Source organism: Thalassomonas sp. RHCl1 (genome assembly GCF_947387555.1).
Taxonomy (GTDB): Bacteria; Pseudomonadota; Gammaproteobacteria; order Enterobacterales; family Alteromonadaceae; genus Thalassomonas.
Map to the genome: position 1 here is coordinate 849,471 of NZ_CANDNZ010000001.1, position 20,930 is coordinate 870,400.

The following is a 20,930-nucleotide window of genomic DNA, read 5'->3' on the forward strand; positions in this document are numbered from 1 at the left end:
TTAAATATCTACCGGGAAAGAGACGGCTAAGTCTTCAGAAATCTCTTCCGTCGGGGTAAAAGTGTCCTGTTGCTTATCTGCTGTTTTCACCGTTTGTTGTTTTTCAGTGTCTCCCTTTTTCTCGGTTTTATTTGTGTTATCACCGGTAACTTCTTTATCCCGGGGAGTTTTTACCTGTTCTTGTGCCGGCTCTGCCTGGAGCTGGTTAATTACCGGCTGGTTATTGAGTGCCTGCGCAGGGACCGAAACCATCAAGATAAGTATCGCTGTCTGGTAGTGATGTCTAACCATAACTTTCTCCGCTTTCCTTATAGTGCGTTGCGCGCAATTCTAAACCCGAGATCGTCACGTTTATCATTGCCGTAATCGCGAAACGATAAGCGCAGCTCAGTTCGGGTGCCGTGGGCCCAGCTGGCTCCGCGAATGACATGGTAGTCCCCGGACTCAGGCCCAGAGGGATCTTTTTCTGTTTTTAACGATAACCCGGTCTGGATTTGATAATAATCGTGGATCCATTCGGCAACATTACCCGGCAGATCATAAAGGCCTTTTTCATTGGCGGTAAAAGAAGCCACGGGAGCTGTGGTAATATAGTGATCATTATAGGTGGGCTGAATTTCGCCCAGGATGGCGGCACCGGCGATATCGCCGATGTTTGCCGAGCCTTCTTTGGGGGGTAACGACTCTCCCCAGGCATATTTCAACATTTTGCCGCCCTGGTAGCGGGCGGCCCAAACCCACTCGGCTTCTGTCGGCAGGCGATAACCGTTGGCATCAAGGTTGATGCCGGTGAGCTTGTTATCCGTTATTTGATATACCTGCTCCAGTTGCTCTTTTTCCGATAACCAGTTGCAAAAAGTAACCGCTTCGAGCCAGGTGATCCTGACCACAGGCTGCTTGCTGGCGTTAAGGGAGTTCCCCTTGACATGCCCGGACGAGTGGTCTTTTTTAAATAGCCGGAATTCTTTATTGGTCACTTCCGTCAAGCCAAGATAAAAAGCCCGGGTAAGTTTGATCTCCCTTCTGACTTCATTGGCCCGCCGGCCTTGTTCCCGGCGGGAGGCGCCCATCACAAAAGTATCATTGGGTTTAAATAACTTGAGTTTACTGCCTGTGCCGCTTGCGATAACAGGCGCTAAGCGGTCGAATTTATCCTGGGCCAAGGTTTTTAGCTGTACTGAAAAAACCTGCTCCATCGAGGGGTTGGGCAATATTTGCGTTTTATAGTCGACAAAACCTTCCTTGACTATCCGGACAGTTTGCTGTTTTGCCGGTAGGGTCATTTGTTGGTTTGCCCGTCCCATCAGGCGCTCGTCGATATACAGCAGGGCATCGGCGGGGGTAACTTGGAAGTTGATCTCGCCGACAATAGGTTGCAGGTTAAAGGCCTGATTAACCGTTTGCCCGGAAGGTACTTTTAATGAGGTGGCATATTCCTGATAGCCATCTTTAAACAGCAGCAGGGGCTGGCTTGAGTCAGGTTTGACGGCGGCAGTTAAGGGGGTTGTCCCCAGGTATTGATCGCCGTAAGTAACACTGACCCCGGCAGGAGTTGAGGTAATGACCAGTTTGCCCGTGAGCTTAAACAGGGAGACGGGGTCGAGTGTCATGTCGATACCTGCCGTTACCTTGAGCTCCCGTTGAGTTTGTTTGTAACCGGCTTTTTGATAACTTATCTGATACTCTCCCTGGAGTACTTCGGCAGATAAGGGGGTTATGCCCAGTAATTTGTCCAGATGATAAACTTGTGCCCCTGAAGGCTGCGAGTTAAAGCTGATATTTGCCCATGCCGGGGTAAGTTTTACTTCAAGGCTTTGTTCTATTTCTTTGCCTTCAATCTGCACCTCAGTGGTAAAAGGTAAAAAGCGCTCGCTGTTAAGGGTTAACAGGTGCTTGCCGGCAGCTATATTACTGATGGTATTTTCTATCTGCTTAACGGGCTTGCCGTCGATAAAAACTGCAACAGGGGTTTGCGGCTGAAGGGCTAAAGTGAGTTTGCCAGGCAGGCGGGTAAATTCAAAGTTCAGCTGTTGGTTTTGTAACTCGCTGACGGTAAAGGATTGTTTTAGGGGAAAATGCCCTTTTAAACTCGCGCTTAACTGGTATTCCCCCGGCAGCATAAGAAAGTGATCTGCAAGTTCAAAATGCAGTCCGCCGGATATTTCGAGTTTACTTGCCTGGGGGAAAGTGATCAGAACAACAGATTTTGCGGTAAAAAGGTAAGCTAGAATCAGGCAGGCGAGTAAAAGTACGCTTGCGGTCACATAAACATAAGGCCGGTACTGTTTTTTAACGGTTTTGGCTTTTGTGTGGGCGGTCGGGGTAAAAGGCGCCGGGATAATAATGCCGGACTGATCGGCATTGGCGCTATCCTTTATGCTGCTTTGAAGGTATTTGTTCATCCGTTGCTCACTTTTTCACTGCAGGCTATGGTGATGGTTTTGGCTGGGTTGCCGGGCATCAAGGTAAACTCCTGGCGTACATCCCGGTAACCGTCTCTTGAGCCTGTGATGGTGTATTGTCCCGGGGTTAAAGACAGGTCTTTGGCGAGAAAGTTACCTAATTCACCGACTCGATATAAGGTGACTTTGGTGTGGTTGTCTGATTGGATTCTTAACGATACCGGCTGTTTTATTTGTGCCAATAATTTTTTTACGTCAACTATTTGTTGCTGGAGCTTTGCTCCCGGAGTCTTTATTTTTAAAGCATCGCTATATACTTTCTGTGCCTGGGCAAAAACTTTGTCGCTGGCCAACCGCGTTGGCTTTTCCAGGATCAGGCTAAGATTTTCGTCCAAATCTGCCCGGGCTTGGCTGCGTAACTGACCAACTTTTGCCGATATTAAGGTTTGATCCAGGGTTAAGGCCTGCTGGTAGCTCTTTTGGGCAAGTTGCCAGTTTTCTTCCTGCTCCAATTGTTTTGCCTGTTGCATCTTTTCTGTGATGGCGGCTTTTAATGCCTGACTTTTCGCCTGTAAGATGGCTTTTTGCGGGTCGGTTGCCGAGGGTAAAATTTTTCCGGCGGCGGTAAAATGGCTAATTGCGGATGGATAATTTTTACTTTTGAGGTTTTTATAGCCGCGAGACATGGCAAGTGAGTAGTCCCTTTCTTTAATGGCGTTGTTAACCCGGGTCAGCTCTGCGATGACCAGCGGGGACTGGTTATCAAGGGCGGCAGCCTGCTTGAGTATTTTTATGGAGGCTTCAAGCTGCTGTTCATCCATCAAGACTTCGCCTTGTTTAACCAACTCCAATACCTGATCCAGTACCAGGGCGCGGTCAAAGGCCTGTTGCGCGCTTTCGTTGTCGGGCATCAGGTGCAGGGCTATCTGTAATTGCTGTTTTGCTTGGGCGGCATTATTGGCTGTTAATGCTGTTTGCCCCTGCGCCAGGTGACGGGCAAAAACGTCGGGGATATCGGCTTCTATGGCTTGCAGTTGGCTCAAGGTGCTGCGGTAGCTCTGCATTGCCTGCTCAAACTCCTGACTGCGATAGAAAAGATCGCCGTTTTCTGCATTTTTAATGGCTTGGGAGAAGGCTGCTTCAGCCCATAAAGTAACTTTTTTTTCTTCCAGGGCTTTTTGTCTGGTCAGTACCTGGGAGAGGATTTCCTGGGCCTGGCGTCTGTGTTTGGCTAACTGGGCTTCCTGCCAGGGAGATTCGTCTATCGGTTTTTGTGCCTCTACCGCCATCAGGCTTTTGGCATCTAACTCGACTTCAGGCTCGGATACCGAGGCGGGCAGTTGCACTATGACAAAATATAATACCGCCAGCAGAGTTAGCAGTAATAAAAGAATAAGATAATGACTGACAAACCAGTTAAGGATATTTTTCTTAGACAATAACCCCTTGTGGTCAAAGTTTAAAGAAACGGTTTGTTGTGTTTTTTTGTTGTTCTCTTTTGCGTGCTCTACCGGTGCCATGGCTACCCCATTAAAGTGTTCACCCTCAGTACGTTATGCTTGAGTTTTATTAGTATCTATTTTTATTTATAGTCCAAAAATCACTCTCACCCACGGTTATTTTTACTTTAAGGCAAGGTTAATTTCCGGTTTCTGATTGATAAATCTCTTGTAATATTTTTTTCCATTGCTGGTATTGGTTATCGACTGTACCGGATAGCGTGACGGTTCTGTCTTCGAGTTCTATTACCTGAGATTCGATACTTGCCTGTAATGAATCCCCCAGCTCCTGCAGCGCTTCGATATGAATTTGTGCATCGGCATCACGCTCAAATCCGTCTTTGAGCACATAGGCGCCTCCGGCAACGGCAACACTGCTTGCTGCCCTGGCGGAGCCGGTGGAACTGCCCGCACCATAGATACCGGCGATAATGGCGGCGGCACCGATCATTTTCTGATTTAAGGCTTTGTCTTTCATTTTTCGCATGGCGATCACTTCGTTATAACTCTCACTGCGCCACTGTTTGTAAGGGGCTTTCATCTCTTTAGCGTAACTGCTGTAATATTCCTGCAAGGTATCTACGAACAGGTAATCGCGCTCGCGAATTTGCTTGATGCGTGCCAGCATAGGGTCGTTTTCGGCGGGCAGGCGGTTGATAAGATAAAGGCCGGATTCATCTTGTGATAAGTGCTCTGAGAAGGTTTGCGGCGAGAAGTCTCTGGCGAACTTTAATTCCGAGACCAGTCTTAATTCCACCAGTTGTTGTGAAGTAAGTGATTTTCGGTATTCGTTAAGATCATTACTGATACGGTTATAAATATTCTGAAAAGGCTCAAACCTTAACTGGGTTTTCTTATCGTAAGAGTAGCGGCTGGCTTTTTGGGCGTATTGCTTGTTAAACCAGTGATGCCCCCGGGAGTCGACGACATCCACCATGACAATGAGCTGTTCGCCGTCGGACTGGATGATATCCCCTTTGACCAGGACATCCACCGAGTCATGGCCTGTAGGCACAACCCGGACGGCCCCCCAGGCGCCGCTCGACTGTAAGGTTTCCATTAACAGGTAAGGGAAAAAACTGGCTTCGGCTATGCGGATCTCGGGGAAAACCAGGGTATCTTCATCTAATTGCTCCAGGTTTTCCAGGCCGGGATCAAAAATGCGTATGCCGATATCGAGTAACTCGTCCTCCGGGATGTCGGCTGTTTCATGAACTACGGGGATCTGTTCGGTGGTTTTTATTTCTGTTGTTTTGCACCCGGTAACTGACAAGGTCGACAACAGCAACAAGAAAATAACTGTATTGGACAATAGTCGGTTCATAGCTTAATGGCCTTTGGTTTGGTTTTTGTATTTACGGTATTCATCCCAAAGCTTCTCCCGTAATTTGGGGTCGGCTTCTTTTAATGCCGCTTCCCTGATTTGCCGGGCAACGACGTCATCATCGTTACCGCTTGGGATATCGGCAGGGGGGGTATAAACGGTTTGGTTGTGCTGATAATCACCTTCCCTTTGGGAAGAGGGCAATTCCGGCATGCCACCCGAACTTGAAGGAAAGGCGGTTTGTTCCGGTGCGCCCGATGTTTTTGCCGTGGCACTGGCCTCTGCGCCATTTAATACATCATCATATAAAGGTCCTGCGTTGGCGACCGCTTGTTCGCTGCCCTGCTCGGCGCCTTTATTTTGAATATACTCCCGTTCGCTTAAAATCATGCCGTCGTAATCACTCATTGAGCTGTTAAGCCGTTCATCAAGCTCGGCTACTTGCTCGCCCCGGGTTCGGGTATTGATCATTCCTCCGGCGGGGGCTGCATTTCCCCCTGGCTGCTGGCCCGGGGAAGCGGCCTGATTCGAACTTGTCGATTGAGTTGAAGCATGTCCCCCGGCAGCAGCGCCAGGTTGGGATGAGCTATTTGGGTTTGCGTTAGAACTAGATGATGATTGGCTTGCCTGACTGGCACTGGCACTGGCACTGGCACTGGCACTGGCACTGGCACTGGCACTGGCACTGGCACTGGCACTGGCACTGGCCGAAGATTGAGCCGAAGATTGAGCCGAAGCGCTGCTTTCACTTGCTTGAGATTGACTGGATGAGCTGGAGGCCGTGACTTCTTCTTCCGAAAAATCAATATCGTCACTGGAGCTTTCTGAGTTAGTACCGGCCATATCTTCGTTATTTTCAGATTGTTCATTGTTATCCCTGCTATCGCCGCTTTGCTGCGTTGACGCGGACTCTGTGCTGCCGGCATCGGCTTGTGGAGAACCATCAGATTGATTGCCCTGGTTAGCCGAAGTATTGCCGGTGCTCGCTGACGGGCCTTGCTGTTGAGACTGAGCCGAACTTGGGCTGGATGAAGCGCTGGAGTCAGACGAACTGGAACTGGATGAAGAGCTTGAGCTCGAACTCGAAGGACTACTGGGAGATGAACTGCTGGGTGATGAAGTCGGTGGTTTGCTCTGTTGCTGTTGTGTTGATTGACAGCCGGACATACACAAGAGTAAAGAAGTTATTATTATCGTAATGGTAGATTTATTCATCATTCTGGCCTTGTGATTATTCAGGAAATACATGCAGCTGCAGTTGCTCGGTAAAGATGGTCATGCCATCAGAAATTTGAGGACGAAACTTTGTTGTTCTTAATGACTTCAATGCCTTGGTTTTGATTGGGCTGTTATCCGGCGGATTAGAGCTGACAATCTTAATGTTTCTTGCCTTACCATATTTTGTAACATCTAAAGTGGCGTGGACATACCGTACATCGGTGGTGAGTTCGGTATCACTTTTAATGGCACGGGTTCTTTGTTGCAGGTTGGGGTAATGGGGCAAAGCCACAGGCTGACTGAATAATTGCTCAAGAAATTCTTTGTTTTTATCTGTTGCCACTGCGTAGTCATAGGCTTCCTGGTAATGACGCAAGGCTGTTTGTCTTTTATTATGCATCAGAAACCAGTCGGCCAGTTTGAGCTTGACCTTGGCAATTGCCTGATGATCAACTTGCGTCTGTCCTTGCAAAACTGTTAATTTTCGCTGGATGATTTTTTTTCCGGTCACAAAGCTTTTACGCTTCATTTCTGCGATGAGAATATCGGATTTTTTCATTTGCACCTGAAGTTGTTCGTTCATGGCATAAACCTTTTCAACCGAACTGCGCATGACATGGGAGGCAATAAAGTAATTGGTCAGCATCAGGCCATTTAACGGTGTGATCAAGCGTTCATCTGTCTCACCATAGGTATTGGTGATTAGGTTGACCGCCCGATCAAATAAAGAGTAGGAATAGATCAAGTCCTGAGTCGGATCCGGTAATAGTTGCATGGCATAAGCTTCTAAATGCCAGTTGGCGATTTGCAGTTCCATATCAAGGCGGTTTATATCCATATCATCAAAATTTCTGGCATATAACCAGTACATGTAATAATACTTGTCATTCACCTGCTCCCATTGCTTTCTTTTTTTGTAGCTTTCGATCATTTTTTCTAAAATTGGGATTTGGGTTAATGAATACAGGCCTTCATTAATCCGGCTCAGATGCAGTGCCCGTTTATATACCTGAACCGCATCTTCATGTTTTTCGTAATGTTGGTAAATATTGCCCAGGTTGACCAGTTTTTGCGCAATCTGCTCGCTGTACATGCCTTCTGTGGATTCTATTTTTTCAACAGCAGCCTGGTATTTATCAATTTCATCACTGAGTTTTTGTATGCCGGCCTGCCTGACATCTTTACTTTCGCTTTGCTTTGTATTGCTGCTTGGAGCAGTTGAGTTACCGGTTATTTCGGCATCGAATGGCACGGCAATAACTTTTTGACTGATCAGGAAGATAATGAAGGAAAGTACCGAGCAGGCGATTAACAACCTCATAATTAATCCTCATAGATATAATTAGGCCACGACACATACCGTTATCTGATGTCAGATAAAAGCACTGCCAGCTATACGAAGATTTTATTTCCCTGGAAAACTCTAATTAGTATTTAAATTTTTCGGCATGACACACGAGCCGTCATAATAAAAAGTTTAGTAAAGGGAGGTATTTGAGAGAGTTTGTTTATATATTGACCACCCGATAAATTTAGTATAGATAGCTTTAAATTGAAGTAAAGAATCGGGGTTATAAAAACAATGATTAATTTTTCTGTCTAAGGAGAAGGAAATGCTAAGGGATTTTTTTGTAACATGTTGCTTTACAAAGTGTTCTTTTGCCTTTCGCGGGAGAGAGTTTAGCTGCTAGGTCTGTTAATCAGTGATTACTGTTATAGCGAATAATGATGAGGTATTTCTCTAACAATTCGCAGCAAGCAGGCTACAGGATGCTGCATAATCACATGCTTATGTTATTTAAAATTAGTGTCAATTTATTATTTGCTGGTATAGATAGGAAAATGGCGACCTCGGAGGGAGTCGAACCCACGACCTGCCCCTTAGGAGGGAGGTTTTCTGTTACTATATTTAAGGGGCTAGATTGAAGTTTGGTGCAACTCTGGTACACTTTTGTAAGAGCTTAGCGCTAAAAAGGGGGCTAAAATGGCAACCTACCAAACTCGAAATGGCAGAGTTCGTGCTACGATTCGCAGCAAGCATCTGGCCCAAAATAGCCTGTCAAAAACGTTTGATTCTCAAAAAGAGGCAAAAGCATGGGTCAAGAAGGAAGAGGCCAAAATTACGCTTGGCCAACAGATAAAAGCGCAGCCCTTATCGAACATTTACTTTAATCAGCTCGTTGACCACCATCAAGTCAAAATCTTAAAAATCTCCGAAAGTAAAGCGGAGGATATCGCCGATAAGAAAAACCGGAAAAAGTTTAATGAGTTAGCTCGGCTAAAAAAGAACTTTCAAGGTTACACCCTATCAGAAATGACCCCGCAGGTAATCGCCGGTTATATCGCTAAAAGAATGTTAACGGATGAGGTGTGCTGGGATACAGTAAAGCGAGATATGCAAGATATCACGGCTGTGTTGGAAACCGCTGTCTTTGACCTCGAGTATAACGTTGACTATGAAATAGTTAAAAAAGGTGTAAAAGTTTTTGATAAGAAGCATAAAACAGTTAAACGTAAATCTGTTAAGCGCACTCGTAGGTTAAGTGATGAAGAATTTGAAATACTAGTCAAGTGTAAAAGAAAGTATGCCACAGTTGTTTTATTCGCAGCTGAAACATCAATGCGAAGGGGGGAATTGGCCAGGTTAATTGGTGCTGATGTGGATTTAGATAAAAAGTTGCTTAAGATCAACAGATCGAAAATAGATGAGCACTTGCTTGATAAAGGCTTGGAAGCTGGACGAGTCATTCCGTTGTCTAATAGAGCTATAGAGTTATACAAGAGGTTGGAAAAAAAGAATCCAGAAGCTTTAGTTTTAGGTTGTACAGATCCCGGCAGTATCACACAAGGGTGGGATCGTTTAGCCAAAGATTTAGGTTTTACAGATTTGCGATTTCATGATATGCGACACGAGGCAACGAGCAGGCTGTTTGAAAAAGATTTAGCTATTCCAAAAGTTTCGGCTATTACAGGTCATATGGATTGGGAGTCATTGAAGCGGTATACACAGCTTAACCCTGAAAAGTTGGTGGATTTGCTAAATGATTAAAATATAAAGTTCTTTTTTTCGCGTACCAATTTTATTTTGGGTTGGTGAATATAATGAGCAACTTCAATAGTAGGGATTATGTAAGTATTACCTTCATGTTGGTAATTTATATTTAAATTACCGTGTTTTAGCTTTTCTTTAGTTTTTCTTAAACTCATTTTTAAAACCTCTGAAAGCTGTTCTAAGCTCATGATTACTCCATACTTTTTTACTAAAGCTTGGTTTGTCACTTGCACAAATTCACTTATCATTTTTTTATCCATAAATTAATGTATTACAATATGTAATTATATGTGGTTTTTTTTTAAGTAATATTTTAAAGTGTAATTTTTGTGTTTTTTGTTCCATGTATACATTCCTATAATGTTGTGTTAGCTTTTGAAAGTTTACATTTTATCAATGTTTTATTGCTATGAAGGCATAAAGAGGGAACATGAAAATAACACATGAAATTGCAAAGTTAATTTCTGGTGGTTGTGGCTCTACTAATGTTGCAGATGAAGAGATCTTTAACGTTGAAAAGCAAAATGAGGATGAGTCGCAAAGAGTTGCGCGAGGGGTAATTTTGGAGGCAGGTAGTGGGCCAAAAGATCCGCCTTAATTTACAAGTTATTTAAAAATAAAATGGAAATGCTAGGTTTAGTGCATCGCGAAAGGGAAATCGATGGAGTTAGATTATAATTTTTTAACGGACATAGTGCATGGTAGTACTTTTCTTGCTGTTTTTATTGGCCTTTGCTTGGTTGCATGGAGAGCTAGAAAGCCTGTTAAAGAATTGGGGTTGATGGGATGTACTGAAGTCTTGTCAAAAGATTTAAGTGCCCTTATTGCTTTCATTTGTATAGTCTTTTGCTTTTGCGCATCATTAATTCTTGAAGAGCAACTGATTGCTTATCTTTACATGGTAGATGAGCTCACTTCTAAATTAGTACCTGCTAAATTCTCACTCGGTACTAGTAGACTAATTATTTATGCTGGCAAGATTTTCACAGAATCATTGTTGATGGTTATGTTATTTTTCTTGCATAAAAAACTAAAAGTAAAGCCATGTTTTATGGTGAAATATATTGTATGTATCGCTTATGTGATCATTATTTTTCATTTTGTAAGAGCCGTTGATAGGGTAGTTATAGGTTCAGGATTAACAGATAGTTTGTATACGCCCTCAATACTGATGTTAAACCTTTTAACTGTATTAATTATGTTGGTTTATATTCCAGCTATTACGTTAAAAGAGAGAGCAAGGATGACAGCATGACAATACATATATTTTTTATTCTTTCAGGCGCAATTTTAATTGCAGCATTAGCTGTTCTTATAAGGAAGCTGCTTCTTATTCAGGCTCAAATTAGTGAAATACAAAGGCCTACAAGTGATGAATTATTGAGAATTTTTCTTCACATTAAAGACTCAAATAAAGGGAATCCTAAAAAGCAAATTAAATTATTCATTGAATGGGAAAAAGATGTTAGAGAACACATCAAAATAGAGGAAGATAATAAAAAGGTATTACTCTTTAAACAACGAAAATGCAGTGATCCAAAGATAATCGACCTTTGGGGTTAATTTGCAACTGTTTTCTTAATAAGTGAAGTCATTTTGTCATCTTTCTGATTAAACAACTGTTTCATTATGTCATCTGCGATTAAATCTCTCATCGCAGCAGGGTCACTAGTATATTCTGCCCAACCCATTTGGTTAAACCGGACTAACCATTCTTCAATTATGGTATTTAAAATACTTTTAATTTGAGTTGAATCTGTTTCTACTTCGAAATCTAGCAATGTATTTGGGTCTGTATTTAGACTCTTGGATAGCTTAACTAGTTGTTCTATATCCAATGGATATTTACCTGTGAAATAATGGCTAACTCCGCTTTGTGTGGTGACTCCTAATGCATCAATCAAATCTTCTTGTTTTAATCCTTTGTCTTTTATGATTTTTTTTGCTTTATCTACCCAATCTGGAATGCTCATTCTGTATCTGTCTCAATGAAGTAATTACATTACATTATGTAGTAAAACACTCGGATAAAACACAAAGTTAAAAATAATATCATCTTATTTTTGACATTTTTCTTATTTAGATTACATTTTGTAATATATGTTGGTTTTTATTACGTATTGAAATGTGGGGTCGTTGTTTATTTTAATTGAGGCAAATCTTGTTTAATTGAGGTTCGTGCCGGTATTTGATTTTTTAGGTTATAACTCATGACCCGAATTACGATTTATTACGAAGATTACAAAGTCCAGGGTGTCAACGTCACTTATGACCTAAACGGCGAACGCATCTATGACTACTTTTCATCGATGTATAAATTTAATTGCTGGGTCAACTATGAAATGGCGGGTTCTGCCACAGTAGAGATTACGGACACAAACTACGCGGATTTATCGCAAAGAGGTTTGATATGAAAAGTGAAGCTGTATTTCAATCACCCCAAAAAGGCCCGGACTTTAAACCTTATTCACCGCTTGCTGAGCGCCTTATTGCCAATCGCATTAGCGGCAAAAAAAGCACGGTAAAGGTTGACCACTTAGCATTTAGTTTCCGTCTGGCCGAACTGCGCCATTGTCACAAAGCCGGGTTCATGGGCAAGAGCCATAAAACTCAAACCCTTTTCCCGCTTCCCCCAAAAATTGAAAATACCTCTGGCAAGTCTATCGAAGAAATCGACCGCCATCGCCTCAAAATAGAAAACATATTGGCCGAGTTTTATTTTCAATCCCTTAAAGTGTTCGTTGAACATATCCTGGGCTTTGATATCTCTATTGCCCGGGGCAAAGGTTTCCATGGTTATACCGACTCCATGACTATGAAAACTCGAAACGGTGTTGATATCGGCTTCATCGGTATCGGTGGCCAGAACAATACCGTTTATATCCAGATATCCGGTCAGGGCTGCAAGCACCTTTTCGAACACACCGATGCTTTTGTTTTACATCATTGGCTCAATACCGTGTTATCCGTCACCCAGCTGTCCCGCCTCGACTTATGCAAAGACGATTTTGACGGTAACTTTGATTGTGACTATGCCCGTAAAGCTTACATTGACGGCTTCTTTCGCAGCAGCGATAAAGGCATGAGTCCGGGCTTTGGTGACAACAACAAGTACAGCCTTGATAAAGACCTCAACAAAGTCTTTACCCAGGAAATGGTCACGGTTGGCTCTCGTACCTCCGTGATTTACTGGCGCGTCTATAACAAGAAACTAGAGCAGGGCATCAAAGAGGATGACTTTATCTGGTACCGCTCAGAAGCAGAGCTGAAAAAGTGGAATGTAGACGCATTGCTTGATATCGATGCCACCTTTGCTGGTCTGTGTCCTTTTGCCCAATCCATGATAACCACACAAGGCGTTGTTACAAAATCCATGAGCAAAGCCAAAGATGCCTGCCTTGAACTGGCTGGCCGGGTTCGCTGGTTCCGCCGCATGGCCGGACGCGCGCTTGGTGATGTTTTAGAAATTTTTGAAGGCGATATTGAAAAAGCCTTTGGTGTATTGCTGCCTGACGATACGGGGCAGAAATTAGGCATACCCCCAACGTATCAGAACCTCATTAACCAAGTACTTAACTGATTACGTACCCGGTTAGCTGCGTACTTAATAAATCACATACTGGAGCATTATTATGTCTATTGTCATTGCAGGTATAAGTATCACTCGATTCCCCGAGTCTAAAAACCCCACGGCAGAAACTGGCAAGCTGGAAGTGCTTTATCCGCTTGAGAATGTCGATGCCCCTAAGTTTCATCGTAAAGCTGCCGGTCGAACAACCGATACCCCTTTTAATAAAGAGCCGATATCGATCAATGTCTCTTATGCTCATGTGCTTATCGATACCGGCGCGTTTGTCGGGGATAAAGAATATGACCTTAAATTTTCCTTCAATGACCAGACCTTTGAAAATGAAGTCATTGAAATAACCCCTGTTGACCCGGCCCTGAAAAAGCATTTTGACGATTGCTTAAACCCATCAACGGCGACTTTAAAAAGGGTGAAATCTAATGGCTGATACCGTGGTTATCCGTGAGCGGGAGTTAAATATCACTTCGCAAATGAGTAGTACCGCTCCGTTTCATTGTGAATGCGGTTGGTCAGGCGTAGCGCGGGACTTGGCTGAAACTAACGGGCTTAGCACCTGCCCCAGGTGCCAGAACCTGGATGTTCGCCTCGACCTGGAAAAGCACTACGGATATTTAGCATGAAATATATAGCCCTGTTGTTATTGCTCATTGTCACCCAGTCACACGGGGCTATCTGTGTACACGTTACCGCCACCGGCTCAGTAAGAAGCACCGGCGTACCCATGGAAGAATGTAGTGATTTTGTCCTGGTATCCAGGACGGAATATGAATCAATGAATGTTCAAACGGTAGTGGCAACACTCATTGATTTATTTGGATTCTCGGTCGAAGACTTTGCTTATTTTAATGCGATTTGTTTGATCGGGTTTATCGGTGGCCATTCTCTTGGCCGAGTTGCCCGTTTACTGGGCAAAACTTAATAGAAGTGAGAAGTATCATGAAAAATGTAATCAAAATGGTTAAAAAAGGTGGTGTTTGTGCTGCGGCAACAGGTTCAGCCATGTTTGCTTCAACAGTGGTTTTTGCTGCCGACCATACGGCGGCTATCAATGCTGCCGGTACTGATGGCCAAACCAATACCGGGGCAGCGGTTGTTGTTGTCCTGGGCATTGCAGCCGTTGTCACTGGTGTTGGCATTGTGATTAAGCTCTTGAGTCGCTAACCATGCTGACTTCATTGATGTTTGCGACAATTTTTACTTACTGTTTTGTAGAGGGCTTTAGTAGTGCAATTCGTACCAGTTAAAAATTGCCGCAGCATACATAAGGCGGCTGTGATGGCCGCTTTTTTTGGCCCATTTTTTACTCAGGCCAGTATTTTTACTGATGGCACTGTACCTGTTCAAGCGCCGACCATGATTTACGGCGTTAATGTTGATTGCCTAACTCCATATGGTGAAAAGTTGGGATCTGTTTTTATGGAGGGCCAGCCCAGTGAAGATGCCCAATATCAGGCATGTCATGGTATTTTTGTAAGTTACGTTAATAGCCTGGCAATTGCTTATGGCTGTAAAGTGACCTCTGCGAGCTGGAGTGATGTTAGAACATATAAGCGAACACACCAGACAGGGCTTTATTGTGATATGGGAACAACGACCAGTATCCACTTATTAGGTAAAGCCTCAGAAGTCATTGAGAAAACCTATTGTCCCCCTGAGGAACTACCTTCTTTTACTTATAGTATTAAGAATGCTGAAGGGGATACCACAAGTTGTGCAGATCCCAACGCCATACCAATGTTCGATACTTGCCCGGCTCCCAGCTCTGCCATCTTGCCTGCTGGCTCTAATACCGCCGATGAGATGTGTTACTCCCTTGCTGATGGCTCTGTTTGTTCGGTTTCCAGGCGTTCAAGCGGTACGTATACTTTTTCAGAAGGCAATTGTTATGCTGTCCCTCAAGATAATTTTGAGTTGCCAACCGGCCAAGATGATGGGCAGGGCTGTACTGACTATGGCTCTGCCAAAGCCTGTGTTACCGACCCGGCGGATGTTTGTTCAACCGGCCCGACAATTGACGGCTCAGCATATTATACTTGTGCAGCCGGTTGCGGTGATTATAACGGCGAGTTTGTCTGTTTTGATGATGACTCCGCCGCCCAAGAAGAAACCGACCCTTTTGAACAGGATAACCCCGATAGTAATGATGACGGTGTTGTCGATACTTCGGACACTAACCGGATACTCGGTAAGCTCCAGTCGCTGACCAATGACGGTAATGCCAGCCTGCGCCAGATGAAATCTTCTCTTGATGGCATTAAAACCAATACCGATATCATTTCCTCTTTTGGGCAGGGCTTAAGTGAAATCTCCAAAGGCATAGGTGAGGCCAACGCCAAGCTAGAAGAACAAAAAGAAAAAGAAACCTACACCACCACCTTAACGACTCCCGATAAAACCCTTTATAACGGCCTCTTTGATGATGCACATATTGCCGAGGTCAAAGCAAAAGTAGAAGAAAAAAAAGAAGAAATGAAAGCATACATCGTCCAGGTGCGGGGGGAAGCGGCGGCCATATTATCCGTCACTGTCCCTAATGCTGCCGACTACCAGGACAGAACCCTAACCTTAACACAGGGCAGCTTTGACCTTTCCTTAAACCGTTTTAGCGATTTCTTTAAATTACTGGCAGGCCCAATCATGTTGGTTTGCTCTATTCTCGCGGCTTTTATTTTATTAGGAGGTAAGGACCGATGAAAAAGCTGTTTCTTTTTTCTCTACTGCTGTTGCCGGCTTTGGTTTATGCCAATACCCAAACCTATCAAGACGCTGCCGGCACTTCTCAAATGCTGGCCGATAGTATCGGTGATTTCTGGACCTACCTTTTTACCGATACCCCTAACATGCTGCATCGCTTTGCGGCTTGGCTGCTCGAATACTGGGTACAGCTAAAGTTATATGTTTATCTGGAACTGATGAAATTCTCCTGGGGCGTGGCTAAGGTCATCATTGAAGACCTGAGTATTATGTCCCAAATCACCGCCCAAATGAGTTTATTACCTATCGATGTTCGGCAAGCCTTTGTTGATATGCGCTTGTTTGACGGCATCAATCTCATACTCAATGCCTATGTCACCAAATTTGTCATGAGGTTATTACCTTAATGGCCGCTTCAATCTTTCATGGCGCACCGGGGTCTTTTAAGTCGGCTTCCGCTTTTTGGTTTGAAGTGTTACCGGCGCTTAGACAAGGCAGGGTAGTTGTCACTAATATCGAGGGCATATTGCCGAAAGAGTCTATTGAGATAGAACTTGATGAGGTCTTCCCGGAGACAGCCGATGTTTGGCGGCTATCTTCGCAAACTGACAAAGGCTTGTTTCTTTGGCGCCGGTGGTTTTGGTGGATGCCGGTTGAAGCGTTTATTATCCTTGATGAAGTCCAGGACGTCTTTCCCAATGACTCAACCGTCTTTAAGCCGGTTGAACTCGATAGCCAAGGCATAGGAGCCATCAAAGACCAGCTGCCAGACAAATACTATGACCATTATCAAACGGCCATTGCCAACTATACTCCACCCAATGATGAAGGATCGATTGATGATACTGGCGAAATTGTCCTCGATGAAAACGGGCATATCATTTACCCCAAGAATATGCGGGAAGCCAATATGCGCCACCGTAAATATAACTGGGACATTATCTACTGTACGCCGGAGATTACCGAAATTCATAAACTGGTGAGAAGCGTTTGCCAGTACGCCTATAAGTACAAATATTTTGATTCACTAGAATTTATTCCTTGGTTTAAAAGGAGGCCCAGATATCATGAGCACAGCCCTAAATCCAGCGGAGAAACCCTCAACAAAGGACAGCCAAAAAAATGGCGAAGAATCCCCGAAGCAGTTCACAAGTGTTACCGCAGCACAAGCACAGGACAAATTACAAAGCGAAGAGGAGCTAACGGCCTTAAAGACCCTACGCTTATTTTTGCTATCGCCTTACTACTTTGTTGTTTCGGTTATGCGACATGGTGGTTATTTCTTAAGCCAGAGCGCCAAGACCCTTTTTCGACTGAGCTGGTATCTAAAGAAACCACTGAAAAAACTCGGTCGAATACTGCTGCGAATAATCCTTTTAGTCCTGATAATGACAGTCGTCCGGCTGCTGATGAAGTTCCTGTTCCTATAGAACTGCCATTCCAGGCGACCGATATAACCTTTAACGGCTACTTGGATATCACCGATAACAATCAAAAGTACCGGGAATACTTCTTTACCATGCGTGTTGGTCATCAAGACGTTTATGTCAATCAGGACGATTTACGTAATTTTGGCTTTAAGGTCAGCTTTATTAATCAGTGCATGGTGAGGCTTAAGAAAGGAGAGTTTTTTAAACTTGTTACTTGCAATCCTCGGCAATTAATTAACACCGAGGAAAAAGATGGCGTTTAGCTCTAATAGACGGTTTGTTTTGCTTTATCTTCTTCAACCCCTAGATAAAGTCATATTTGATTGTTCAGGCTATATCTTCTTCCGCATATGAATCCTGTGTGTAAAACATTTCTATGCTTATCGCTTTGTTTTATACAATGGTTGATGAGTCTTTTAGTAAATAAGCAATTGGCTGAAATTTAGTTGTTTATTTTCTATATTAAAATAGGATTAATTTTTGACTTATCTTTCATGTAAAGGTTAATGCTTAATGATTAGAGCATACTGAGCCACCAAAGATCATAAATGAGATGTTAATTGAAAGGAAATGAACCTAATAAAGTTGATGTAAGTGAAAACTCGACAAAGCCTAAATCGTGGCATTGGCATTCAACCCCTGAAACAACATTTCGTTTGGAGGTCAGTGTTGTTGCACTTATTGAAACCATATGTGCGGTTGGATTCTACATATGGTTAGCTATTAATGACCACACTTTACACATTATTGCAAGTGCATTTGTAGCTCCACTTCTTTTATTTAGAACGAGTGAGTCAACTGATTTTGCTTTGAGGGTGGGACAAACTTGTTTGTCCCATATGTTTGATTTTACAGAAAAAATTCTTTCATTACTGGAGCGGCAAAGTAAGTTTTCAGTATTGCTAATAGTAATAATAATGATGGTATTCATATCAATAGTAGCTCTTGTTTTATTAGGAATTAAAATCGGTACAACCATAATCACCGTGTTCAAAAACCCCAAGGACTCACTATTAGCAATACCAGGAAATTGGTGGAGAATAATTGGTTGTATAGATATTTTTCATCCACCAGAGCCGTTGCCAGGATATCTTATGCTTGAAAAAAAAGCTCTTTGGGTGGAGTTTGAGGCTTTTGTTGATCCCATGAGAGAATTGCCAAATATCTATTTTCAGATGCCAAGAAATCATGATGATTGGTTTGCTGCCTTATTCTTAATGCCTATGTTAATTATATTCATAGTTCTTCCTGCATTTTTATATAGATTGTCGCTAAAAGGAAGTTCTATTATTTATCTGCCTCTTCTGTGGATTGTACGAATTTCTATGGGGGGAGATGTCCGTAGCCGGATGGAAGAAATTAAAGATCTCAGTTTTCATAAGCTAAGGAGGTGGTTTGGGTTTCTTATTATTATATTCTTAGTGAGCAAGTTACTTTTAGCTAAACTGTGGGACAACGCTAATCATTTATGGTTGTCAAACGATGCTTATGGATTTGTATCATTATTTATCGCACCCTTAGAAATTCCCAGATGGCAAATCGCTTCAGCTACTAATGGACTAATCGTTTGGATGATTTTTTTTATCGCGGAGTTTGCGTTACATAATGCAAACAGAAATAATCTACCTGTAATTAGTAAAGGGTACGATGTTGCCGTTAGAGTATTATGGTTTTTGGGCTGTATTCTTACACTGTATACACTGTCAATTCTTTTATATAACGCTGGCACAATACAGTGGGGCTTTATTCCTATCGGTGAAGACTGGTTTCCTTGGTAGCTCAACCAGCTAAGTTTTTTGTTTTTAAGAACTTGATTAGCAGGTTGAAACTGGTTTTGGTCGACATTGTTCTTTCAATTTGTGACGCTTCTAGTGTGGCACTATTAGACCTAATGTTTTAGAGTTAGGTCTAAATGTACATTTTAACAATGTTACATCAACTATGAATCATAGCAGTTTAGTTAAACCGCTATATTTATTACTGATTAATACCTTTCATACGACCTGTCTTAATACTTCTCATAGTACAAGGAACTAGGTCTTTATCTTCACGGCATAAAGTAGCCATTAATTTAAAATCATCCTGGCAATGGTTAGGTACCCATATGGTGATTTTACTAAAATTATTTCTTCGCATTTCCTGTTCATACTTGGCATTTCTGCTGATCTTTTTAGGTACTGTCACTGGTGACACTATTTGGTTTTCAAAGTTCAGTTCCAGTTGTTCTTCCTCCCTCATGACAAAATATCCTTCTTTATGGTGTTACCTGGTAGCAGCTGCTCCAGTTCTTTAGTTTTGATGTGTCTTTGTTCTTCGGTTAACTGGCAATAGTTGTGGCAGATACCATCGTGATATCTAACACAAAGGTTTTGGCATGGTTTTATTGGGTCTTTGGTTTGTGAAGTATTAATAGGTTTAGCCATGTGCAGATTCCTCTTAACTGTATCAAATTAAGGAAGTCCCGCTGCTTGCAGCGTAGGGGACGGCCTTGATTTGTTACAAACAAATCAGATTTCAAACGGGAATTGGTCAAGGGAAATCTCGGAGTGTCTGACAGCTATTTTTTGTCTCTTTAAAAAATCGCTGTTAGAAACCGTTATTTCCCTTGACCAAGTCACGTTTGAAGTCTCCAGCAATTAATTGCTGGCATGAGCTGATGAGGGGCTGGCACTTAGCTTATCTTTTGAATTTTCGCGCGCAGCGGCGAGAGGGCGAAGCCTGAGCACCGCGCGCCGCTGTGCGCGCGAATCCCCCGTGCTGTATTACGGGGGTAGATTAGGTTAATTAATGTGGGGTATAGAATTAATTATTGAATTAAGTAAAAAATGACCTGTATTTCTATTTTGATTAGTTTTATTCTTGTTACTGAAGGACTAATCAGTACTTTTGTTTAAGATAGGTATGTTATGCGAACTGAAAATACACAGCAGTTAATAAAAGAACTAAAGGCTTCTTTGTCCCGTAGCGAAGCCCTTGTTCTTGAATCTCTTGAGAGGCTAGGTATTACCTATGAGCAGTTTTTATTGCTAAAGGCTAGTAGCTCACGTCAAAAGGTGTCTGTAAACTAGATTGCGTACTTTCTAATTCTTCAGTTACAGCTTTTATTTTTTTGCGAGTGTCATCGATTTTGAAGAGTAAGTTTATTTCTTGCTCTTCATCCTCAATAGATAAAAGCTGATGTTCGGTTTCTAAGTTACTCAACTGTATTTGTAGTTTGTGTGCTTGCTCTGCAAGTACATCAATTACGTTGTAACTTAGTTGGCTATTTTTGTTTTTTACTGGTTTAACTGTGTTCATCGTACGTTTGTACTCCTTAAATTATTTAAAAAAACTATTAAAAAGTACTTGACAGGTGTTTTATGGCAACTTAGAATTTGTTTTGATTAAACACAAAGTTAAATACCTACCAAGTATCCCCGTTATTGAATGTTGCTGTAAGTGGTGAGAAACTATAGCAATTTATTCAATGGTTCTCGTGAGCATGTCATACAAAAGTTTAAAGTAAAATTATTTGGTTTAATTTTTGTATGCAAGCGAATTATGTTTATTTAATTTTGTTTGCTGATAATGGATATTCCTCCTTTTTAGAAAAGGTACTGTTATGCGAACTGAAAATACACAGCAGTTAATAAAAGAACTAAAGGCTTCTTTGTCTCGTAGCGAAGCCCTTGTTCTTGAGTCTCTTGAGAGGCTAGGTATTACCTATGAGCAGTTTTTATTGC

Annotated in this window: 24 protein-coding genes; 13 read left to right on the top strand and 11 right to left on the bottom strand. The window is 42.6% G+C overall.

What is annotated here, in order from left to right; all coding sequences use genetic code 11:
• The 6 genes from QL234_RS03815 to QL234_RS03840 form a co-directional block, all read right to left on the bottom strand.
• On the bottom strand, positions 1-291 hold the full coding sequence (locus QL234_RS03815) for a hypothetical protein (protein WP_281556519.1): 291 nt from the start codon (positions 289-291) through the stop codon (positions 1-3).
• 17 nt (positions 292-308) lie between these two features.
• On the bottom strand, positions 309-2,402 hold the full coding sequence (locus tag QL234_RS03820) for an SUMF1/EgtB/PvdO family nonheme iron enzyme (protein ID WP_281556520.1): 2,094 nt from the start codon (positions 2,400-2,402) through the stop codon (positions 309-311).
• Positions 2,399-3,922, bottom strand: coding sequence for a hypothetical protein (locus QL234_RS03825; protein ID WP_281556521.1), 1,524 nt, complete (start codon positions 3,920-3,922; stop codon positions 2,399-2,401). Before QL234_RS03825 ends, QL234_RS03820 begins: the two co-directional genes overlap by 4 nt.
• 118 nt (positions 3,923-4,040) lie before the next feature.
• Positions 4,041-5,225, bottom strand: coding sequence for a hypothetical protein (locus tag QL234_RS03830; RefSeq protein WP_281556522.1), 1,185 nt, complete (start codon positions 5,223-5,225; stop codon positions 4,041-4,043).
• Positions 5,226-5,228: 3 nt separating this feature from the next.
• Complete coding sequence (locus QL234_RS03835; protein WP_281556523.1) at positions 5,229-6,443, bottom strand: hypothetical protein; 1,215 nt, start codon at positions 6,441-6,443, stop codon at positions 5,229-5,231.
• Positions 6,444-6,456: 13 nt separating this feature from the next.
• The gene (locus QL234_RS03840) at positions 6,457-7,764 is read right to left on the bottom strand and encodes a tetratricopeptide repeat protein (protein ID WP_281556524.1); all 1,308 of its coding nucleotides are present in this window, start codon (positions 7,762-7,764) and stop codon (positions 6,457-6,459) included.
• A gap of 663 nt (positions 7,765-8,427) precedes the next feature.
• Between QL234_RS03840 and QL234_RS03845 the strand changes: the two genes are divergently transcribed.
• Complete coding sequence (locus tag QL234_RS03845; protein WP_281556525.1) at positions 8,428-9,492, top strand: site-specific integrase; 1,065 nt, start codon at positions 8,428-8,430, stop codon at positions 9,490-9,492.
• Here the strand turns inward: QL234_RS03845 and QL234_RS03850 are convergent.
• Positions 9,489-9,743 carry a hypothetical protein gene (locus tag QL234_RS03850; RefSeq protein WP_281556526.1) on the bottom strand — a complete coding sequence of 85 codons (255 nt, stop codon included), beginning with the start codon at positions 9,741-9,743 and terminating at the stop codon, positions 9,489-9,491. The genes QL234_RS03845 and QL234_RS03850 overlap by 4 nt on opposite strands.
• A gap of 182 nt (positions 9,744-9,925) precedes the next feature.
• Here QL234_RS03850 and QL234_RS03855 point away from each other — a divergent pair, with 182 nt between their 5' ends.
• From QL234_RS03855 to QL234_RS03865, 3 genes are all read left to right on the top strand, one after another.
• Positions 9,926-10,093 (top strand): hypothetical protein, encoded by a 168-nt coding sequence (locus QL234_RS03855; RefSeq protein WP_281556527.1) that lies wholly within the window; start codon positions 9,926-9,928, stop codon positions 10,091-10,093.
• 63 nt (positions 10,094-10,156) lie between these two features.
• Positions 10,157-10,750, top strand: coding sequence for a hypothetical protein (locus QL234_RS03860; protein ID WP_281556528.1), 594 nt, complete (start codon positions 10,157-10,159; stop codon positions 10,748-10,750).
• Positions 10,747-11,058: a hypothetical protein gene (locus QL234_RS03865; protein ID WP_281556529.1), complete on the top strand. Its 312-nt coding sequence runs from the start codon at positions 10,747-10,749 to the stop codon at positions 11,056-11,058. Before QL234_RS03860 ends, QL234_RS03865 begins: the two co-directional genes overlap by 4 nt.
• On the opposite strand, the gene QL234_RS03870 is transcribed toward QL234_RS03865, so the two are convergent.
• Entirely contained in the window at positions 11,055-11,468 is a 414-nt protein-coding gene (locus QL234_RS03870; RefSeq protein WP_281556530.1) for a helix-turn-helix transcriptional regulator, read from the bottom strand. The genes QL234_RS03865 and QL234_RS03870 overlap by 4 nt on opposite strands.
• Positions 11,469-11,905: 437 nt before the next feature.
• On the opposite strand from QL234_RS03870, the gene QL234_RS03875 reads away from it, so the two are divergent.
• The 9 genes from QL234_RS03875 (at position 11,906) to QL234_RS03915 (ending at position 18,986) form a co-directional block, all read left to right on the top strand.
• Entirely contained in the window at positions 11,906-13,075 is a 1,170-nt protein-coding gene (locus QL234_RS03875) for a replication initiation factor domain-containing protein (RefSeq protein WP_281556531.1), read from the top strand.
• A gap of 52 nt (positions 13,076-13,127) precedes the next feature.
• Entirely contained in the window at positions 13,128-13,511 is a 384-nt protein-coding gene (locus QL234_RS03880; RefSeq protein ID WP_281556532.1) for a DUF1293 family protein, read from the top strand.
• Positions 13,504-13,704 carry a hypothetical protein gene (locus tag QL234_RS03885; protein ID WP_281556533.1) on the top strand — a complete coding sequence of 67 codons (201 nt, stop codon included), beginning with the start codon at positions 13,504-13,506 and terminating at the stop codon, positions 13,702-13,704. The genes QL234_RS03880 and QL234_RS03885 overlap by 8 nt, the downstream gene beginning before the upstream one ends.
• Positions 13,701-14,003, top strand: coding sequence for a hypothetical protein (locus QL234_RS03890; RefSeq protein WP_281556534.1), 303 nt, complete (start codon positions 13,701-13,703; stop codon positions 14,001-14,003). Before QL234_RS03885 ends, QL234_RS03890 begins: the two co-directional genes overlap by 4 nt.
• 17 nt (positions 14,004-14,020) lie before the next feature.
• Positions 14,021-14,245, top strand: a complete 225-nt coding sequence (locus tag QL234_RS03895) for a hypothetical protein (protein ID WP_281556535.1) — start codon at positions 14,021-14,023, stop codon at positions 14,243-14,245.
• A 114-nt stretch (positions 14,246-14,359) separates the two neighbouring features.
• Positions 14,360-15,778, top strand: a complete 1,419-nt coding sequence (locus QL234_RS03900) for a hypothetical protein (protein WP_281556536.1) — start codon at positions 14,360-14,362, stop codon at positions 15,776-15,778.
• Entirely contained in the window at positions 15,775-16,185 is a 411-nt protein-coding gene (locus QL234_RS03905) for a DUF2523 family protein (protein WP_281556537.1), read from the top strand. Before QL234_RS03900 ends, QL234_RS03905 begins: the two co-directional genes overlap by 4 nt.
• Positions 16,185-17,471 carry a zonular occludens toxin domain-containing protein gene (locus tag QL234_RS03910; protein WP_281556538.1) on the top strand — a complete coding sequence of 429 codons (1,287 nt, stop codon included), beginning with the start codon at positions 16,185-16,187 and terminating at the stop codon, positions 17,469-17,471. Before QL234_RS03905 ends, QL234_RS03910 begins: the two co-directional genes overlap by 1 nt.
• A gap of 297 nt (positions 17,472-17,768) precedes the next feature.
• On the top strand, positions 17,769-18,986 hold the full coding sequence (locus tag QL234_RS03915) for a hypothetical protein (RefSeq protein WP_281556539.1): 1,218 nt from the start codon (positions 17,769-17,771) through the stop codon (positions 18,984-18,986).
• A 199-nt stretch (positions 18,987-19,185) separates the two neighbouring features.
• On the opposite strand, the gene QL234_RS03920 is transcribed toward QL234_RS03915, so the two are convergent.
• The 3 genes from QL234_RS03920 to QL234_RS03930 all read right to left on the bottom strand — a co-directional run bounded on the left by QL234_RS03920 (position 19,186) and on the right by QL234_RS03930 (position 20,505).
• Positions 19,186-19,446, bottom strand: a complete 261-nt coding sequence (locus QL234_RS03920; protein ID WP_281556540.1) for a hypothetical protein — start codon at positions 19,444-19,446, stop codon at positions 19,186-19,188.
• Positions 19,443-19,631: a hypothetical protein gene (locus tag QL234_RS03925; protein ID WP_281556541.1), complete on the bottom strand. Its 189-nt coding sequence runs from the start codon at positions 19,629-19,631 to the stop codon at positions 19,443-19,445. Before QL234_RS03925 ends, QL234_RS03920 begins: the two co-directional genes overlap by 4 nt.
• Positions 19,632-20,241: 610 nt before the next feature.
• Positions 20,242-20,505 carry a hypothetical protein gene (locus QL234_RS03930; protein ID WP_281556542.1) on the bottom strand — a complete coding sequence of 88 codons (264 nt, stop codon included), beginning with the start codon at positions 20,503-20,505 and terminating at the stop codon, positions 20,242-20,244.
• Positions 20,506-20,930 lie beyond the last annotated feature (425 nt).

Coding starts and splice junctions, on each gene's coding strand:
- QL234_RS03815 (WP_281556519.1), bottom strand. CDS start 291: ATGGTTAGACATCACTACCAGACAGCGATACTTATCTTGATGGTTTCG.
- QL234_RS03820 (WP_281556520.1), bottom strand. CDS start 2,402: ATGAACAAATACCTTCAAAGCAGCATAAAGGATAGCGCCAATGCCGAT.
- QL234_RS03825 (WP_281556521.1), bottom strand. CDS start 3,922: ATGGCACCGGTAGAGCACGCAAAAGAGAACAACAAAAAAACACAACAA.
- QL234_RS03830 (WP_281556522.1), bottom strand. CDS start 5,225: ATGAACCGACTATTGTCCAATACAGTTATTTTCTTGTTGCTGTTGTCG.
- QL234_RS03835 (WP_281556523.1), bottom strand. CDS start 6,443: ATGATGAATAAATCTACCATTACGATAATAATAACTTCTTTACTCTTG.
- QL234_RS03840 (WP_281556524.1), bottom strand. CDS start 7,764: ATGAGGTTGTTAATCGCCTGCTCGGTACTTTCCTTCATTATCTTCCTG.
- QL234_RS03845 (WP_281556525.1), top strand. CDS start 8,428: ATGGCAACCTACCAAACTCGAAATGGCAGAGTTCGTGCTACGATTCGC.
- QL234_RS03850 (WP_281556526.1), bottom strand. CDS start 9,743: ATGATAAGTGAATTTGTGCAAGTGACAAACCAAGCTTTAGTAAAAAAG.
- QL234_RS03855 (WP_281556527.1), top strand. CDS start 9,926: ATGAAAATAACACATGAAATTGCAAAGTTAATTTCTGGTGGTTGTGGC.
- QL234_RS03860 (WP_281556528.1), top strand. CDS start 10,157: ATGGAGTTAGATTATAATTTTTTAACGGACATAGTGCATGGTAGTACT.
- QL234_RS03865 (WP_281556529.1), top strand. CDS start 10,747: ATGACAATACATATATTTTTTATTCTTTCAGGCGCAATTTTAATTGCA.
- QL234_RS03870 (WP_281556530.1), bottom strand. CDS start 11,468: ATGAGCATTCCAGATTGGGTAGATAAAGCAAAAAAAATCATAAAAGAC.
- QL234_RS03875 (WP_281556531.1), top strand. CDS start 11,906: ATGAAAAGTGAAGCTGTATTTCAATCACCCCAAAAAGGCCCGGACTTT.
- QL234_RS03880 (WP_281556532.1), top strand. CDS start 13,128: ATGTCTATTGTCATTGCAGGTATAAGTATCACTCGATTCCCCGAGTCT.
- QL234_RS03885 (WP_281556533.1), top strand. CDS start 13,504: ATGGCTGATACCGTGGTTATCCGTGAGCGGGAGTTAAATATCACTTCG.
- QL234_RS03890 (WP_281556534.1), top strand. CDS start 13,701: ATGAAATATATAGCCCTGTTGTTATTGCTCATTGTCACCCAGTCACAC.
- QL234_RS03895 (WP_281556535.1), top strand. CDS start 14,021: ATGAAAAATGTAATCAAAATGGTTAAAAAAGGTGGTGTTTGTGCTGCG.
- QL234_RS03900 (WP_281556536.1), top strand. CDS start 14,360: ATGGCCGCTTTTTTTGGCCCATTTTTTACTCAGGCCAGTATTTTTACT.
- QL234_RS03905 (WP_281556537.1), top strand. CDS start 15,775: ATGAAAAAGCTGTTTCTTTTTTCTCTACTGCTGTTGCCGGCTTTGGTT.
- QL234_RS03910 (WP_281556538.1), top strand. CDS start 16,185: ATGGCCGCTTCAATCTTTCATGGCGCACCGGGGTCTTTTAAGTCGGCT.
- QL234_RS03920 (WP_281556540.1), bottom strand. CDS start 19,446: ATGAGGGAGGAAGAACAACTGGAACTGAACTTTGAAAACCAAATAGTG.
- QL234_RS03925 (WP_281556541.1), bottom strand. CDS start 19,631: ATGGCTAAACCTATTAATACTTCACAAACCAAAGACCCAATAAAACCA.
- QL234_RS03930 (WP_281556542.1), bottom strand. CDS start 20,505: ATGAACACAGTTAAACCAGTAAAAAACAAAAATAGCCAACTAAGTTAC.